Annotated in this window: 12 protein-coding genes and 3 tRNA genes; 3 read left to right on the plus strand and 12 right to left on the minus strand. The window is 62.9% G+C overall.

What is annotated here, in order from left to right:
• Positions 1–3: 3 nt before the first annotated feature.
• The 3 genes from CLAM6_RS15565 to CLAM6_RS15575 form a co-directional block, all read right to left on the minus strand.
• Positions 4–1323 carry a sodium ion-translocating decarboxylase subunit beta gene (locus CLAM6_RS15565; protein WP_131432760.1) on the minus strand — a complete coding sequence of 440 codons (1320 nt, stop codon included), beginning with the start codon at positions 1321–1323 and terminating at the stop codon, positions 4–6.
• A gap of 70 nt (positions 1324–1393) precedes the next feature.
• Positions 1394–3229, minus strand: coding sequence for a sodium-extruding oxaloacetate decarboxylase subunit alpha (gene oadA, locus CLAM6_RS15570; RefSeq protein WP_153636584.1), 1836 nt, complete (start codon positions 3227–3229; stop codon positions 1394–1396).
• 205 nt (positions 3230–3434) lie between these two features.
• A complete protein-coding gene (locus CLAM6_RS15575) occupies positions 3435–3701 on the minus strand; it encodes an OadG family protein (RefSeq protein ID WP_153636585.1) in 267 nt (88 codons plus the stop codon).
• 256 nt (positions 3702–3957) lie between these two features.
• Here CLAM6_RS15575 and CLAM6_RS15580 point away from each other — a divergent pair, with 256 nt between their 5' ends.
• Complete coding sequence (locus tag CLAM6_RS15580) at positions 3958–5016, plus strand: tRNA dihydrouridine synthase (protein WP_153636994.1); 1059 nt, start codon at positions 3958–3960, stop codon at positions 5014–5016.
• A 307-nt stretch (positions 5017–5323) separates the two neighbouring features.
• Here CLAM6_RS15580 and CLAM6_RS15585 read toward each other — a convergent pair.
• The 9 genes from CLAM6_RS15585 to CLAM6_RS15625 form a co-directional block, all read right to left on the minus strand.
• A tRNA-Arg gene (locus CLAM6_RS15585) sits at positions 5324–5400 on the minus strand.
• A 96-nt stretch (positions 5401–5496) separates the two neighbouring features.
• Positions 5497–5573: transfer RNA gene (locus CLAM6_RS15590), tRNA-Arg, on the minus strand.
• A gap of 22 nt (positions 5574–5595) precedes the next feature.
• A tRNA-Ser gene (locus tag CLAM6_RS15595) sits at positions 5596–5688 on the minus strand.
• Positions 5689–6150: 462 nt separating this feature from the next.
• Positions 6151–6342, minus strand: coding sequence for a carbon storage regulator CsrA (gene csrA / locus CLAM6_RS15600; RefSeq protein WP_043332937.1), 192 nt, complete (start codon positions 6340–6342; stop codon positions 6151–6153).
• Between the two features lie 358 nt (positions 6343–6700).
• Entirely contained in the window at positions 6701–7948 is a 1248-nt protein-coding gene (locus tag CLAM6_RS15605) for an aspartate kinase (RefSeq protein ID WP_043332939.1), read from the minus strand.
• A gap of 109 nt (positions 7949–8057) precedes the next feature.
• Positions 8058–10661, minus strand: a complete 2604-nt coding sequence (gene alaS, locus CLAM6_RS15610; protein WP_153636586.1) for an alanine--tRNA ligase — start codon at positions 10659–10661, stop codon at positions 8058–8060.
• A 242-nt stretch (positions 10662–10903) separates the two neighbouring features.
• Entirely contained in the window at positions 10904–11548 is a 645-nt protein-coding gene (locus CLAM6_RS15615; protein WP_378080276.1) for a regulatory protein RecX, read from the minus strand.
• Between the two features lie 172 nt (positions 11549–11720).
• Complete coding sequence (gene recA, locus CLAM6_RS15620; protein WP_043332943.1) at positions 11721–12788, minus strand: recombinase RecA; 1068 nt, start codon at positions 12786–12788, stop codon at positions 11721–11723.
• Between the two features lie 215 nt (positions 12789–13003).
• The gene (locus CLAM6_RS15625) at positions 13004–13540 is read right to left on the minus strand and encodes a CinA family protein (protein WP_404813635.1); all 537 of its coding nucleotides are present in this window, start codon (positions 13538–13540) and stop codon (positions 13004–13006) included.
• 166 nt (positions 13541–13706) lie between these two features.
• Between CLAM6_RS15625 and mutS the strand changes: the two genes are divergently transcribed.
• Complete coding sequence (gene mutS, locus CLAM6_RS15630) at positions 13707–16286, plus strand: DNA mismatch repair protein MutS (protein ID WP_153636588.1); 2580 nt, start codon at positions 13707–13709, stop codon at positions 16284–16286.
• A gap of 279 nt (positions 16287–16565) precedes the next feature.
• Complete coding sequence (gene fdxA, locus CLAM6_RS15635; RefSeq protein ID WP_043333067.1) at positions 16566–16889, plus strand: ferredoxin FdxA; 324 nt, start codon at positions 16566–16568, stop codon at positions 16887–16889.
• Positions 16890–17484: the final 595 nt, after the last annotated feature.

A 17484-nucleotide genomic window follows, 5' to 3' on the forward strand; every position in this document is an offset into this window, starting at 1 on the left:
CGATCAGCCGAGGTACTTGATCATCACCCCCGCGGCAACCGCCGAGCCGATCACGCCGGCCACGTTCGGCCCCATGGCATGCATCAGCAGGAAGTTATGCGGGTTGTACTCGAGCCCGACCTTATTGGAGACACGTGCCGCCATCGGCACCGCCGAGACACCGGCCGACCCGATCAGCGGATTGATCGGTGTCTTGGAGACCTTGTTCATCAGCTTGGCCATCAGTACCCCGCAGGCCGTGCCGATACCGAAGGCAACCACGCCGAGGGCCAGAATGCCCAGCGTCTCCACCGCCAGGAACTTGTCGGCCTGCAGCTTGGAGCCCACTGACAGTCCCAGGAAGATGGTGGTGATGTTGATCAGTGCGTTCTGGGCGGTATCCGACAGACGCTCCACCACACCACACTCGCGCATCAGGTTACCGAAGCAGAACATGCCCAGCAGCGGTGCGGCGTCCGGCAGCAGCATCGCCACCATGATCAGCAGCACCAGCGGGAACAGGATCTTCTCGGTCTTGGACACCGGCCGCAGCTGGGTCATGACCAGGCTGCGCTCCTTGGCGGTGGTCAGCGCGCGCATGATCGGCGGCTGGATCATCGGCACCAGTGCCATGTAGGAGTAGGACGCCACGGCGATCGCGCCCAGCAGCTCCGGCGCCAGCAGACTGGCGACGTAGATGGAGGTCGGACCGTCCGCACCGCCGATGATGCCGATGGCCGCCGACTGTTGCAGGCTGAAGTCCATCAGGCCCATCGAGGTCATCGCCACCGCGCCCAGCAGGGTCGCGAAGATGCCGAACTGCGCCGCCGCGCCGAGGAACAGGGTCTTGGGATTGGCCAGCAGCGGGCCGAAGTCCGTCATCGCGCCCACGCCCATGAAGATCACCAGCGGCGCGATGCCGGAAGCGATCGCCACACTGTAGAAGCTGTAGAGCATGCCGTTGGAGAAGCCGCCATCCAGCGCCATGTTGCTGGCCTGCTGCTTGAGCGCGGCGGGAATCTCGCCATGCAGCGCCTGCTCCACCGCGTGGCGCGCCTCATCCAGCGGCAGGCTGGCGATGTTGACGTTGAGCAGATTGGCCATCGAAGCCAACAGCTCCGGCTTGCCGAGATGGGCCGCCTGCTCGGCGGCAGACAGCGCCAGCCCGGCTTCCGGGATGTTGGCCAGAATGCCGCCGAAGCCGATCGGCACCAGCAGCAGGGGTTCGAAGTTCTTGCGGATCGCCAGATAAAGCAGGCCAAGGCCGATGACGATCATCGCCAGCTGGCCGAAGCTCATGTTGTAGAGCCCCGAGCCGTGCCAGAGGTTGAGTATCTTGTCCATGTCGTGTCGCCTTGCAGAGGAGCATCACCGACCGGCCCGCCGCGCATGACGACGGGCCGGACACACCGGCTCAGAGGGTGATCAGAACGTCGCCGACACTGACACTGTCGCCTTCCTTGACCTTCACCGCGGAGACGGTACCGGCCTGGTGGGCACGGATCTCGGTCTCCATCTTCATCGCCTCGAGGATGATGACCACATCGCCTTCGGCCACGCTGTCACCGACACTGACATTGACCTTGAAGATGTTGCCCGCCAGCGGCGCACTCACCGGCTCACCGGAGGCGGCCTGTGCGGCAGGTGCCGCCGCTGCGGCTGCCGGAGCAGGCGCCGCTGGCGCACTGGCCTGCACCTGGGTGATGTCTCCGCCTTCGGCGACCTCGACCACATACTGCTTGCCGTTGACGTTCAGGGTGTAGGTCTGCGGACCGCTGGACGCGGCTTGAGCACTGACGGCTGGAGCATTGGAGACCGGCGCACTTGCAGCCTTGGACGCCTTGTCATCGACAGCCTGCGGGGCGGGCTCGAAGGCATCCGGGTTGCCACGGTTGCGCAGGAACTTGAGGCCGATCTGCGGGAACAGCGCGTAGGTCAGCACGTCATCGGTCTCGCGCTCGCCGCCTTCCAGGGTGATGCCCTCTTCACTGGCCTTGCCCTTGAGCTCCTCACGCAGACGCTCCATCTCCGGCGTCAGGTTGTCGGCCGGGCGGCAGGTGATCGGCTCGCCGCCTTCCAGCACGCGGGACTGAAGCTCGCTGTCGAAGGGCGCCGGCGCCGCGCCATATTCGCCCTTGAGCAGCGCCTGCACTTCCTTGGAGATCGACTTGTAGCGCTCGCCCATCATCACGTTCATCACCGACTGGGTGCCGACGATCTGTGAGGTCGGGGTCACCAGCGGGATATAGCCCAGGTCCTTGCGTACACGCGGAATCTCGGCGAGCACGTCATCCAGCTTGTCACCGGCGCCCTGCTCCTTGAGCTGGCTTTCCATGTTGGTGAGCATGCCACCCGGCACCTGCGCGACCAGGATGCGCGAGTCGATACCGCGCAGGCTGCCTTCGAAAGCCGCGTATTTCTTGCGCACTTCGCGGAAATAGCCGGCGATATCCTCGAGTTTCTCGAGATCGAGCCCGGTATCGCGCTCGGTTCCCGCCAGCATCGCGACCACGGATTCCGTCGGGCTATGGCCGTAGGTCATCGACATGGAAGAGATGGAGGTGTCGACGTTGTCGATGCCCGCCTCGATGGCCTTGAGGGCCGTGGCGGTGGAAAGCCCGGTGGTGGCGTGGCACTGCATGTGGATCGGGATCGACAGGCTCGCCTTGAGGCGCGAGACCAGTTCAAAGGCGGTGTACGGCGTCAGCAGGCCTGCCATGTCCTTGATCGCCAGTGACTGGGCACCCATGGACTCGATCTTCTGTGCCAGCTCGACCCACATCTCCAGGGTGTGCACGGGGCTGACGGTGTAGGAGATGGTGCCCTGGGCATGCTTGCCCTGATCCAGCACCGCCTTGAGCGGACGCTCGAGGTTGCGCGGGTCATTCATGGCATCGAAGACACGGAAGACATCGACACCGCTGGTCGCGGCGCGCTTGACGAAGGTATCCACCACATCATCGGCGTAATGACGATAGCCGAGCAGGTTCTGGGCGCGCAGCAGCATCTGCTGCTGGGTCTTGGGCATCGCTTCCTTCAAGGCACGAATGCGTGCCCAGGGGTCTTCGCCCAGGTAGCGAATGCAGGCGTCGAAGGTCGCGCCGCCCCAGCTCTCCAGCGACCAGAAGCCGATGTCGTCCAGCTTGGCGGCGATCGGCAGCATGTCATCGAGGCGCATGCGCGTGGCCAACAGTGACTGATGCGCGTCGCGCAGTACCACATCCGTGATGCCCAGCGGTTGCTTGTCCATGAGTGATCCCTTGTTCTTTATATTGTGGATATCGAGTTCTGCGCGCGCTGCAGGCAGCCTGTTGCGTCGGCCTGCAACACAGAATATTGCACTCGGGGGGAGGTCTACCCACCGTACTGCTCGTGATAGAATCGCCGCCTGCTATTCTCGGCAGTGGTCAGACGCTCGGCAGAGCCCAGACGCTATAGGCGAAGCTGCGAAAGCGTCAGTGCCGGTGCTGGTCCTGCCGGAAGCGGTGAATCGCCGCGGCCATGACGGCCGTCAGTTCGCTGTCGTCCTCTGCCGCAGGTGCCGGGGCAGCCGGCGCCCGCGCAGCACCTGGCGCAGCGGGCACTGGTGCAGGCGCGAAGCGATCCACCAGCCTGGCCATCGCCATCATGGCGACCACCAGCAGACTTAGAAACACGAACACGAACCCCATCCCGAACACCATCAGGTTCAAGCCTTCACCGAGCAGATCATTCTCTTGCATGCCAGTGTCCTCGAGTCTTTCTCGTTATCGAGCCGCACTACGGCGCAGCGCCTGCGCTGAACGCCAATGTCTTCGGTCACGCCGGACACGGCACGACGGATAGGCTCCGCCGCCGATAGCCTCTGTCGGTATGCCCATGCAGCTGCATTCAATGCTTGTTGGTCGCTCTAAAGTGCCTGATTCCACGGCAATTGCAATGACACCATCGTTGACCCCACAGGCCCTCGCGCGGGCCGGCCGCATCGGCATCGCGCCGATGGAAGGCGTGATAGATGACATCACGCGCGAATGTCTCACCGGCCTTGGCGGCTACGACTGGTGCGTGACGGAATTCGTGCGCGTGACCCACGTCAAGTTACCGCCGCGCGTCTTCAAGCGCATCTGTCCGGAGCTGCTCGACGCCTCCCCGACACAGACGGCACAGACACGACACGAGACCCCGGTCGCCCTGCAGCTGCTGGGGGCCGACCCCGAGGCACTGGGCATCAATGCCCGGGTCGCTGCGCGTCTGGGTGCGCCAAGCGTCGATATCAATTTCGGCTGCCCGGCCAAGACCGTCAATCGACATGATGGTGGCGCGGCACTGCTGCGCTCGCCGGAACGCGTCTTCCGCGCAGTGGAAGGCGTGCGCAAGGCACTCGAGGGCACGGGCGTACCGGTCACCGCCAAGATTCGTCTCGGCTTCAATGATCGGCGCCTGGCGCTGGCCTGCGCTCAGGCAGCCGAGGCAGGCGGTGCGACCCAGCTGGTGGTGCATGGGCGAACCAAACAGGAAGGCTATCGCCCACCTGCGCACTGGGAATGGATCGGCAAGATCACCTCCGAGCTCTCCATTCCGGTGGTCGCCAATGGCGATATCTGGGATATGCACTGCTACTGGCGGGCGCGCTCCCTGTCCGGCTGTCGCGATGTCATGCTGGGGCGTGCCGCCCTGGCTGACCCCTTCCTGGCGGCGCGCATCAAGCATTGGCAGGCGACCGGAGAGCTGCTGCCCGAGACGGACTGGACGCAGCGTGCGCAGGTGCTGCTCTCCCATGCTGAGCGCTGCGCCCACCTCCCCGACAAGGTGATGGTGCCGCTGCTCAAGCAGTGGATGAACATGATGCGCCAGAGCGGCAACGCGGAAGCCGAAAGCCGTTTCCAGGCCATCAAGCGCCACAAGGGGCGCGCCGAGTTCTTCACCGGCCTGGTGGCCGGCACTGCGCTGGAGCTGGCGCCAAGCCTTCTGACGTCGGTGACTCGCATGCCGGAACCGACTCAGACATCGGGATCGCCCCAGGCATCGGAAACGGAAGCCGCGACCACCCCGGCCTGAGCCTGAACCTGAACATCAGCACCGACCAACACCCGATCCGTTCGCTGCCCCGATCAGTGAACCAAAAAAAGGGCGCCCCTCGCGAAAAGGGCGCCCTGGCGATCGTCCGCCCGAAGGCGTGACATCACAGTCAAGGAAAGCGGTAGAACACTCAGGTCATCAGCAATGTGGGGATCGGGGCCGTGCAGGCGGCGATCACTCGGCGCTGATCTTGCCTCATAGCCTGGCTCAATAGCCTGGCTTCTTTCAGTGCCTGACTTTTCTTCAGACGAAGAAAAACCCGCTTCAGTGAAGCGGGTTTTTCAATTGGCGCGCCCTGGAGGATTCGAACCTCCGACCGCCTGATTCGTAGTCAGGTACTCTATCCAGCTGAGCTAAGGGCGCATAAACCTTGAAATCTGTGGCCTGAGCATTTCAAATGACTTCAGGACTTTATCGTGCGAGTACTGCGTCTTTCCAACTTCATGTCTTGCGTTGCAGTGGCGCGCCCTGGAGGATTCGAACCTCCGACCGCCTGATTCGTAGTCAGGTACTCTATCCAGCTGAGCTAAGGGCGCATCTTACTGCATTTGTACCTAATGGCGGAGAGAGAGGGATTCGAACCCTCGATAGGGCTATAAACCCTATACTCCCTTAGCAGGGGAGCGCCTTCAGCCACTCGGCCACCTCTCCTCATCAGGTACGGCGCATATCTTACTCATTTGATTGGGCTTTGTCCAGCCCCTGTGTCGATTTTTTGGCTTCGATGCTGAACATCTCATCACCACTCGACAACAGGCTCGAGGCTGCGCGCCCCCAAGCAATCTCCCCGCATGAACCAGAACATGACGATGGCTAGCCTGTCGTCGCGTCTCGTTCGAGGGAGCGGGCATATTACCGAACCAGAATCGGCTTGTCTCCCCCTTTTTGAGAAAAAAGCCAAATTTTTCCCTTACGGAACACAGACTTGAACAAGCTACCCTCTCATCACCCCGCATGAGCCGCTGCTCATGGAGTAAGTACGCCGTTGTTCATGAAGTAGGCGGGCCACCCTCGCCTGCGCCAGGCCCACACACGCGAACGCCAGCCATGGGGACAATGGCTGGCGTTCATCGGGTCGTGCAGGGTCGTGCGACGTGCAGGCGCAGCATGCCGTCAGGCGATGGCATCGCCATTGTCTTCTTTCTCACGCTGGATGCGCTGATAGATCTCTTCTCGATGGACGGCAACGTCCTTGGGCGCGTTCACACCGATACGCACCTGATTACCTTTCACTCCGAGAACGGTGACAGTGATGTCGTCTCCAATCATCAGAGTTTCACCCACTCTACGGGTCAGGATGAGCATGACTGATCTCCTTGTCAGAAATTCAAAACAGCTGGGACTTCAACGGGATGTGGAGGCGGCGATCGACCGGGACAAGTCGACCACCCTGATGCATGAAGCTCGAATTATGCGCTATGCATGCTCCGACGGCCAATGCCATACCTTCATCACACCCGATAGACACGTTGAATGAAAGCGCCCGATGCACAGACTGACATTCAGAAGAATGACAGAAAATGCATCGGGCGCTATCGACTTCACGTGCCGCACGTCTGCCAGACCAACATCCCCGGCCTGGGCACCGACGCTTCACGACTTGGCCAAGTCATTGATTGTCGGTGTCTTTACGACTTCCTTGCTGCACGCTCCGTGGTGAGACTCAGGCAGTCTCGTCGCTGATCGCTTCTGCATCCAGGCCGAAAGCGGTGTGCAGAGAGCGAACCGCCAGCTCCATGAATTTCTCGTCGATCAGGACGGAAATCTTGATCTCTGAAGTGGAGACCATGCGGATATTGATGCCTTCTTCCGCCAGTACGCGGAACATCTTGGAGGCGACACCCGCGTGAGAACGCATGCCGACACCGACCAGCGAGACCTTGGCGATGTTGTCATCACCGCGCATCTCACCACCACCGACGGACGGAATCACCGTCTCGGTCAGGATGCGCTGGGTCGCCTTGAAGTCGGTCTTGGCGACGGTAAAGGAGAAGTCAGTGGTATTGCCGTCCGGAGAGACGTTCTGGACGATCATGTCGATTTCGATGTTGGAATCGGCGATCGGGCCCAGAATCTTGGAAGCGACACCCGGGATATCCGGCGTGTTGAGCAGAGTCAGCTTGGCTTCGTTGACATTGAAGGCGATGCCGGAGATCAGCGGTTCTTCCATGTTGTCTTCTTCCTCAGCGACGATCAGGGTACCCGGGCCATCCTCGAAGGAAGACAGCACACGCAGGGGAACATTGTACTTGCCGGCGAATTCCACCGAACGGATCTGCAGGATCTTGGAGCCCAGGCTCGCCATTTCCAGCATTTCCTCGACGGTCACCGTTTCCAGACGACGTGCCTTGGAGCACACGCGCGGGTCAGTGGTATAGACACCATCGACATCGGTGTAGATCTGGCACTCATCCGCCTTCAGTGCGGCAGCCAGGGCGACACCGGTGGTGTCAGAGCCACCACGACCCAGCGTCGTGATGTTGCCCTCTTCATCGACACCCTGGAAGCCTGCCACCACGACCACCTTGCCATCGTCGAGGTCTTCACGCAGGTCATCGGTATCGATGTGCTGGATACGCGCCTTGGTGTGCGCGCTATCGGTGCGGATTCCCACCTGCGCCCCTGTGTAGGAGGTCGCGTCGACGCCGATCTTCTGCAGCGCCATGGCCAGCAGGGAAATGGTGACCTGCTCGCCAGTGGAGACCAGCATGTCCATCTCGCGCGGTGTCGGGTCATCATTGATCTCGCTGGCGAGACCGATCAGTCGGTTGGTCTCGCCACTCATGGCAGAGACGACCACGACAATCTGATGGCCTTCATCGCGGAATCGCTTGACCTTCTCGGCGACGGCCTTGATCCGCTCCACCGAGCCGACCGAAGTGCCTCCGAACTTCTGAACGTATAGCGCCATGTGCGTTTCCGTTATCCGTGTCCGTTTGCGTTGTCCCCACATGAAGCTCATGTGAGCCCAAAAAGAGGCCGGGTCTCCCCAAGAGGAGCCCGGCCTTCATCTTGTACTGTCAGCCCAGCTGGGCGTCTACCCATGATGGCACACCGGCCAGTGCGCCCGGAAGCGAGGCGGCGTCACTGCCACCGGCCTGGGCCATGTCAGCACGACCGCCACCCTTGCCACCGACCTGCTCGGCCACGTGGCGCACCAGGTCACCCGCCTTGACGCGCGAGGTCAGGTCGTCGGTGACACCGGCGATCAGGCTGACCTTGTCACCGTCCGCGACGCCGAGCACCAGGATGCCGGAGCCGAGCTTGGACTTGAGGTCATCCATCAGGCCACGCAGCTCCTTGCCGGAGACGCCTTCGACCTGCTTGGCCAGCACCTTGATGCCCTGGACATTGGCGATGTCGCTGAGCATGTCGCTGGCCGAAGCGGACGCCAGCTTGGCCTTGAGGCGTTCAAGCTCCTTCTCGAGGCCGCGGTTGCGCTCCAGCAGGCTGCCGACGCGCTCCTCGACCTGCTCCGGCTTGGCCTTGAGACGCTCACCGAGGCGAGCCAGAGTCGCTTCCTGCGCGAGCAGGAAGTCACGCGCGGCGCGACCGGTGATGGCCTCGATACGACGCACGCCGGACGCGATGCCGGTCTCGGCGAGAATGTGCATCTGGCCGATGTCGCCGCTGCGCTTGACGTGAGTCCCGCCGCACAGCTCGATGGAGAAGGCATCCTGACCGATGGTCAGCACGCGGACTTCCTCACCATACTTGGCATCGAAGAGTGCCGCTGCGCCGCGCGCCTTGGCCTCATCGAGACTCATGAACTCGATGGTGGTCTCGGCGTTGGCCAGGATCTGCGCGTTGACGATGCGCTCGACCTCGGACAGCTGCTCGGCCGTCATCGCCTCAAAGTGGCTGAAGTCGAAGCGCAGACGCTCGGCCGTGACCAGCGAGCCCTTCTGCTGAACGTGCTCGCCCAGCACCAGACGCAGCGCTTCGTGCAGCAGGTGCGTGGCGGAGTGGTTGCGCACGGAAGCCGCGCGCAGCTCGGCATCGACCTGCGGACGCACCTTGTCACCGACCTTGAGAGCGCCTTCGATCAGCACACCGTGGTGCAGGTGATGGCCGGTCTGCTTCTGGGTATCGCTGACCTGGAAGCGGCCACCATCCAGATGCAGATAACCGGTGTCACCGGCCTGGCCGCCTGACTCGCCGTAGAACGGGGTGGTATCGAGCACCACGATGCCCTTGGTGTCCACCTCGAGCTGCTCGACGGCATTGCCTTCGGCGTCGAACAGCGAGGTGACGGTGGCTTCCCCTTCCAGCTGGTCGTAACCGGTGAAGACGGTCTCGCCTTCCAGCACCAGGTTGGCGGAGTAGTCGCCGCCGAAGTTGCTGGCGGCACGGGCGCGATCACGCTGTGCTTCCAGGGCCGCCTGGAAACCTGCCTCATCGAGGATCAGCTCGCGCTCGCGGCAGATGTCGGCGGTCAGGTCATACGGGAAGCCGTAGGTGTCGTAGAGCTTGAAGATGGTCTCGCCGTCGAGGGTATTGCCCTCGAGGTCAGCGATGGCTTCTTCCAGAAGCTTCATGCCATGTTCCAGCGTACGCGCGAACTGCTCTTCTTCCTTGAGCAGCACACGTTCGATCTGCTCGCGTGCGGCGCGCAGTTCCGGATAGGCATCGCCCATCTCGCTGTCGAGAGCCGCGACCAGCTTGTAGAAGAAGCTGCCACGCGCCCCCAGCTTGTGACCGTGACGCACGGCGCGACGGATGATGCGACGCAGCACGTAGCCACGGCCTTCGTTGGAGGGCAGCACGCCATCGGCGATCAGGAAGGCACACGAGCGGATGTGGTCAGCCACCACGCGCAGTGACGGCGTGGCGATGTTGTCGTGACCGATGATCTCGGCCGCGGCGGCCAGCAGATTCTGGAACAGATCGATCTCGTAGTTGGAGTGCACGCCCTGCATCACGGCCGCGACACGCTCCAGGCCCATGCCGGTATCGATGGACGGCTTGGGCAGCGGGTGCAGCGTGCCCTCGGCGTCACGGTCGAACTGCATGAAGACCAGGTTCCAGATCTCGATGTAGCGATCGCCATCCTCGTCCGGGCTGCCCGGCGGGCCACCGGCGACATCTTCGCCGTGGTCATAGAAGATCTCGGAGGACGGGCCGCACGGGCCGGTGTCGCCCATCTGCCAGAAGTTGTCCTCGTCGAGACGCGAGAAGCGGTTCTGATCGATGCCGACCTCGTTGAACCAGATGTCACGGGCTTCATCATCGCTGACGTGCACGGTGACCCACAGCTTCTCCTTCGGCAGGCCGAGTTCTTCGGTCAGAAACTTCCAGGCAAACTGGATGGCTTCGCGCTTGAAGTAGTCGCCGAAGCTGAAGTTGCCCAGCATCTCGAAGAAGGTGTGGTGACGGGCGGTATAGCCGACGTTGTCCAGGTCATTGTGCTTGCCACCGGCGCGCACGCAGCGCTGCGCAGAGGTCGCACGGCTGTAGCCACGCGGATCACGGCCCAGGAAGACATCCTTGAAGGGCACCATGCCGGCGTTGGTGAACAGCAGGGTCGGGTCGTTGTTCGGCACCAGGGAGCTGGTGGGAACGATGGTATGGCCCTGCTTCTCGAAATAGGTCAGGAAGGCGTTTCTGATTTCTGCGCTTTTCATAGAGGTTCCGTAGCGATGTGCGTAAAGACGCTCCGGGGGTCTTCTGCATGACTTCCGCATGGTTTCTGCATATTCATCCATGTGGGTATGCATGGAGGTGCAATGAAAAGCATGAAAGAAGGCGCCTGCCCCGTGCCGTCGCAAGACGACCTAGTATAACGCCTGTTCGCGCAAGCTAAAGGGGGGGAAATGTCCTGAAGCGCCGGTTTGCGCGTCATGAGAGCCAAACAGTCGCCCGCCAGCTAGCCTTCCTCCCCCTCATCACTCCAGGCGGACTCCATGGCATAGCGCAGCTGCTCATAGTCGAAGCCGCGCTGGAGCAGAAAGCGCTCGCGCCGTGCGCGCTCCTTGTGCCCCTCGCCGGGGCCGGAGAAGCGCCTGGCCAGCGTCTCGCGCGCCAGCTCGAAGAAATCCACCGCCTCGACATGACCGAAGGCATCCGGCGTCGGGTCACTGGCGGCACGCATCACGGCATTGAGCGTCTCGCTATCGATACCACGCTGGCGCAGCTCCTGCTGGATACGCCTCGGCCCCTGCCCGCGCAGCACTCGCGTCCGCAGGAAGCTGGCGGCAAAGCGCTCATCGGATTGCAGGCCCTCCTCGGCCATGCGCTCCAGCACCTCCTCGATCAGCAGCTCGACCTCATCGCGACTCAAGGCCGCCTGTGCGCCCTCCTCGCCAGCGGCTTGCCGCTCTGCCAACTCGTCATCGCTGACCGCCCGCAGGTAGTCACGCTCCTTGAGATAGTCGTGCAGCTCGCGGCGGCTATGTTCGCGGCGCGCCAGACGCGCGATGGCATCATTGCGCGCACGCCGTTGCGGCGTCATCGCGCCTGAGTCGAGCGGTTGATACTCAGGCCCACCCATTTCAGCGCTGTCATCGTGCATGGTCATGCTCCCCGGGGTTGAGCAGAAGGACATCGATGGACGTGAACGCAAGGCGCCCGCCTCCGAGTCATCGGGGCGGGCGCCTTGGGGTCATCTCACCGGGTCGGAAACGACACGGTGCGATGACGCCAGCCTGGCGGCTGGCGCTCTTGCTCTTTCTTCTGGACGAACCTCAGTCGAGATCGATATCCAGGTCGTCTTCACTCTCGGCGGCCGCGGTCTCTTTCGGCTCTTCCTTGGCTTCCGGCGCTGCCAGCAACTGGGCACGGATCTGGGTTTCAATCTCCTCCATGATGGCGGGATTGTCTTCCAGGTACTGGGCGGAATTGGCCTTGCCCTGACCGATCTTGCTGCCCTGATAGCTGTACCAGGCGCCTGACTTGCCGACCAGACCACACTGCACGCCCAGATCGATCACCTCACCGGCGTGATAGATGCCCTTGCCGTAGAGAATCTGGAACTCGGCCTGACGGAACGGCGGCGCGACCTTGTTCTTGACGACCTTGACGCGGGTCTCGTTACCGGTGACTTCATCACCGGACTTCACGGAACCGGTGCGACGGATATCCAGACGCACACTGGAGTAGAACTTCAGTGCGTTACCGCCAGTCGTGGTTTCGGGGCTACCGAACATCACGCCGATCTTCATGCGGATCTGGTTGATGAACACCACCATGCAGTTGGCGTTCTTGATGTGACCGGTCACCTTGCGCAGCGCCTGGGACATCAGACGCGCCTGCAGGCCGACGTGGGAGTCGCCCATCTCGCCTTCGATCTCGGCACGCGGCGTCAGTGCCGCCACGGAGTCGACGATGATGACGTCAACGCCGCCGGAGCGTACCAGCATGTCGACGATCTCGAGCGCCTGCTCACCGGTGTCCGGCTGGGAGACCAGCATCTCGTCCAGATTGACGCCCAGCTTCTCGGCGTAGGACGGATCCAGTGCGTGCTCGGCATCGATGAAGGCACAGACCTTGCCCTGCTTCTGCGCCTGGGCGATGACCGAGAGGGTCAGTGTCGTCTTGCCCGAGGATTCCGGGCCATAGATCTCGACCACGCGCCCGAAGGGCAGGCCGCCGATGCCGAGTGCGATATCCAGCCCCAGAGAACCGGTGGAAACCGACGGGATGGCCACACGCGGGGCATCGCCCATGCGCATGACGGCGCCCTTGCCGAACTGGCGCTCGATCTGGGACAGCGCCGCGTTCAGCGCCTTGGTACGATTGTCGTCCTTTGCCATGTGGCCTCCTGTCGAACGGCGGAGCCACACGGGCTGCCACCTGGAATAGAGAATTCTATCACTGAGAGCTGAGCAGACACCGTCAGACTAGCGGCTGAGGTGTCGTGGCAAAACCCTGTATACATGGACAGTATAATGCCGCAAGTTGCGTCACTCTGCCAGTCCGGTGATGCGCTTTTTCAGGCAGCACCCTCAACGCGGGGCTTGCATCGGGCTCATGCGTCTTCGGTGCCGATCTGCAAGGCCTCCACGCGCTCGATCAAGCCCTGCAATGCCTCCCGCACCGCGGCGTCGCGCACGGCCTGCCGGTCGCCGGGAAAGTGACAGCAGCGTGCCTGCTGGCGCGCCTCGCTCCCCCACGCCAGCCATACGGTGCCGACGGGCTTCTCGTCACTTCCCCCGCCGGGGCCGGCCACACCGCTGATCGCCACCCCCAGCTCAGCGCCACTTTCGCGACAGGCGCCCCGCACCATCTCGCACACGACCGCCTCTGAGACGGCACCGAATGTTTCAAGCGATGTCTCACTGACCCCCAGCAGGCGCTGCTTGGTGGCATTGGAATAGGTCACGTAGCCCGCATCGAAATAGCTGGAGCTACCGGCAATCGCCGTGATCGCCGCACTCACCCCGCCCCCGGTGCACGACTCGGCGGTGGTGATGCGCACGCCGCGCGCGACTGCCAACGCCTGCAACTGCTCAGCCAGGGCATTCGCGCACGCAGCCTCGGGGGTCGTACCAGTCAATCGGCTCACGAACTTTCTCCTTGTGGAGGTCATCGGGTGAAAAGGGCAGCGAGCATGAGACATCACAGGCATTGGAGCCGGCCGCGCCAGTCCGTAGAATATCGCGCATCCCGCATGCCGTGCTCTCGCATGTGTGCTTTTTCCCATTGCAGTGCAGTCAAGGAAGTCCATGGCCATGGCCAAGAACAGCGCGCCCCAGATGACGCCGATGATGACGCAGTACATGAAGATCAAACGCGAGCACCCCGGCGTGCTGCTGTTCTATCGCATGGGCGACTTCTATGAACTGTTTCATGAGGACGCCAAGCGCGCAGCACAACTGCTCGATATCACGCTGACGGCGCGCGGCAGCTCCGGCGGTTCCCCGATCCCCATGGCAGGGGTGCCCTACCACAGCGCCGAAGGCTATCTGGCACGCCTGGTCAAGATGGGCGAATCGGTAGCCATCTGTGAGCAGATCGGTGACCCGGCGACCAGCAAGGGGCCTGTCGAGCGCAAGGTGGTACGTATCGTCACCCCGGGAACGCTGCATGATGAGGCGCTGCTGGATGCCAGCCGCGACAACCTGCTGGTGGCGCTGCATCGTGATGGCGAGACCTGGGGCCTGGCCGCTCTCGAGCTCTCCTCCGGTCGCTTCAGCGTGCTCGAGGTCAATGGTGATGACGAGCTGCTGGCCGAGATCCAGCGTCTGTCGCCTGCCGAAGTCATGGTCGGCGAAAGCCGTACCCTCCCCGCCAGCCTGGCCTCGCGCCCGGGCCTGACCCGCCAGAGCGATTGGCACTTCGATCACGAGACTGCCTTGCGCCTGCTGTGCGATCAGTTCGGCGTCCAGGACCTCAACGGCTTCGGCTGCAGCCACCTGACGCGCGCCGTCACGGCAGCCGGTGCCCTGCTCGACTACGCTCGCGACACCCAGCGTACCGGCCTGCCCCACGTGACCGCGCTGGCCGTCGAGAGCCGCGATGACTCGGTGGTGATCGATGCCGCCAGCCGTCGCAACCTCGAGATCGACACCAACCTGGGCGGCACCAGCGACAACACGCTGGCCAGCGTGCTGGACGTCACCGCGACCGCGATGGGTTCACGCCTGCTCAAGCGCTGGCTCAACCGCCCGCTGCGCGATCAGCTCCAGATCGGCCAGCGTCAGGCGGCGGTGCAACGTCTGCTGGATGGCGACTACCCCTTCGAGCTGCAAGGCCTGCTCAAGCGCATCGGCGATGTGGAGCGTATCCTCGCCCGTGTCGCGCTGCGCAGCGCACGCCCCCGTGACATGGCACGCCTGCGCGATGGCCTCAACACTCTGCCCGAGCTGCGCGCCGTGCTCGCCAGCGTCGAAAAAGGCAGCGCCATCGATGACCTGCGCGATGCCATCCGCCTGTTCCCGGCACTTTCCGCGATGCTCAGCGAGGCGCTGGTCGAGAATCCGCCGGTGGTGCTGCGCGATGGTGGCGTGATCGCCGATGGCTACGACGATGAGCTGGACGAGTATCGCGGCCTGTCCGAGAACGCCGGCCAGTATCTGGTCGCACTCGAGACCCGCGAGCGCGAGCGCACCGGCCTGAGCAACCTCAAGGTCGGCTACAACCGCGTGCATGGCTACTTCATCGAGCTGCCGCGCTCGCAATCGGCCGAGGCCCCGCCGGAATACATCCGTCGCCAGACCCTCAAGAATGCCGAGCGCTTCATCATCCCCGAGCTCAAGGAGTTCGAGGACAAGGCGCTGTCTGCCAAGTCCAAGTCACTGGCGCGCGAGAAGCTGCTGTACGAGCACCTGCTGGATGACCTGAATACCGAACTGGATGGCCTGCAGCAGACGGCCCGCGCACTGGCGTCACTGGATGTGCTGACCGCCTTCGCCGATCGCGCTGCCTCGCTCGATTTCGTGCGCCCCGAACTCAGCGAGACCCCGGGCATCGATATCGAAGGCGGACGCCACCCGGTGGTCGAGCATGTCAGCGATCATCCCTTCGTTCCCAACGATGTGCGCTTCGATGATGCGCGGCGCATGCTGGTGATCACCGGCCCCAACATGGGCGGTAAATCCACCTACATGCGCCAGACGGCACTGATCGCTCTGCTCGCGCATACCGGCAGCTTCGTGCCGGCGTCGCGCGCCTGCATCGGCCCGCTGGACCGCATCTTCACGCGCATCGGCTCCTCGGATGACCTGGCCGGCGGCCGCTCGACCTTCATGGTCGAGATGACCGAGACCGCCAGCATCCTGCATAACGCCACTGATGAGAGCCTGGTGTTGATGGATGAAATCGGCCGCGGCACCTCGACCTTCGATGGCCTGTCACTGGCATGGGCCAGCGCCGAGCATCTGGCGCGCACGCGTGCCTTCACCCTGTTCGCGACCCATTACTTCGAGATGACGGCGCTGCCCGAGCATGCCGATGCCGTCGCCAACGTGCACCTGACGGCCGCTGAGCACGGCGATGGCATCGTCTTCATGCACCGTGTCGAGGAAGGCCCTGCCAGCCAGAGCTATGGCCTGCAGGTGGCCCAGCTGGCCGGGGTGCCGCAGAGCGTCATCCTGCGCGCGCGCGAGAAGCTGACCAGCCTGGAGCAGCAGGAAGTCGATCGTCCGCAGGTGGCGCGCGAGGATGCGCTGGGCCAGCCGGTACCGCAGCAGAATGACCTGTTCGCGGCACCGCCGCATCCGGTTGTCGAGGCCCTCAATGGCCTAGACCCGGATGATCTGAGCCCCAAGCGAGCGCTGGAGCTGATCTACGAATGGCACCGTCAGCGCTGAGCGCCGTCACACCGAGCCAGCGTTGGCGTGCCCGGCCCGAGAATGAGTGGCAAGGCCCGAGAATGCGCGGCAAGGCTCGACAGCAACCTTCGGGCATAGCACCATTCCAAAACGATCCGCCCCTGCTGATTGCGGGGGCGGCAGAGCGCCACTAGAATAACGCCTTATAACATCTGCGCCGCTTATAACCTGAAGACCATGATGTCGCCGAGATGACACATGGTGGGCGCCTGGACCACGACCTACGAGAGAGACGCCAATCCGCGTCAGGAGACCTGCATGGCATTCATCGTCACCGAGAACTGCATTCGCTGCAAATACACCGACTGCGTGGAAGTCTGCCCGGTGGATTGCTTCTACGAAGGCCCGAACTTCCTGGTGATCAACCCGGATGAGTGCATTGACTGCGCGCTGTGTGAGCCGGAATGCCCCGCCGAAGCCATCTTCTCCGAAGATGAAGTGCCGGAGAACCAGAAGGAATTCATCGAGCTGAATGCCGATCTGGCCGAAGTCTGGCCGAACATCAGCGAGAAGAAGGACGCCATGGAAGACGCCGAGAAGTGGGATGGTGTCGATGGCAAGCTTGAGTATCTGGAGCAGTAAGCCCCTCAAGCAACCCGCATCTCACGTGGCAAGCGGCTTGCCCGCCCTGACCGGGCAAGCCCGGGTCTCACGACAGAAACGGCAGCGATTCCCTCGGGAGCCGCTGCCGTTTCTGTCTCTGATGCTTGAAGTCGGTGCCTGAAGTCGGAGACTCAAGCTCATGTCAGGAGCTCAGCCCCCTGACATCCGGGCATAAAAAAGGGCGACCCCGTAAGGTCGCCCGCTCCAAGCGTGTCCCTGTCGATCCATCCTGGATCGCACTCCTGAGTGCTGTCCCTGCCCTTCACGACATCCTGTCATTCGGGGCGCACCGTCACGCGTGGCGGGCATTGCAGCACTGCTCGCGCAGCTGTCCCACCGCAATGCCCGTTAGTGCAGATATTTGCCTGTCCTGCTGTCCTGCCCATGCATTGCCCGGCGTCCTGCCTGTACCGCTCCCTGCCTGTGCAGCTGACAGCCTCACGACATTCCTTGTCCGACCATCCTTGTCGTGGCTTCCTGCCACTTGATGCTGCCGCTTTCTGCCCCATCATTCCTGACGCGGATGATGTCCCGTCATCCGTCACTTCCTGTGAAGGGCAAGCTTCCTGACTGC

The organism is Cobetia sp. AM6 (assembly GCF_009617955.1).
Lineage (GTDB): Bacteria > Pseudomonadota > Gammaproteobacteria > Pseudomonadales > Halomonadaceae > Cobetia > Cobetia amphilecti.